Origin of the sequence: Anoxybacillus sp. CHMUD (assembly GCF_013096965.1) — a bacterium.
Classification (GTDB): Bacteria; Bacillota; Bacilli; order Bacillales; family Anoxybacillaceae; genus Anoxybacillus; species Anoxybacillus kestanbolensis_A.
Window position 1 is genome coordinate 1 of sequence record NZ_SDLG01000108.1, and the last position, 231, is coordinate 231.

At 45.9% G+C, this 231-nt stretch carries 1 rRNA gene; it reads right to left on the bottom strand.

Annotation, left to right across the window (positions count from 1 at the left end):
- Positions 1-141: 141 nt before the first annotated feature.
- A 16S ribosomal RNA gene (locus tag ETB99_RS14835) occupies positions 142-231 on the bottom strand; the annotation flags it as partial.

Genomic DNA, 231 nt, shown 5'->3' on the forward strand with positions numbered 1-231 from the left:
GTTATCTAGTTTTCAAGGAACAATCAGCGAAAATAACGAGGGATATTCCCTCAAAACTAAACGAAGCGAAAAAGCGTTGTTATTACGTTATGTCTAGCTTCGAACCAAGAACCGTTCTTCGCTTTTCGTATTTATCCTTAGAAAGGAGGTGATCCAGCCGCACCTTCCGATACGGCTACCTTGTTACGACTTCACCCCAATCATTTGCCCCACCTTCGGCGGCTGGCTCCC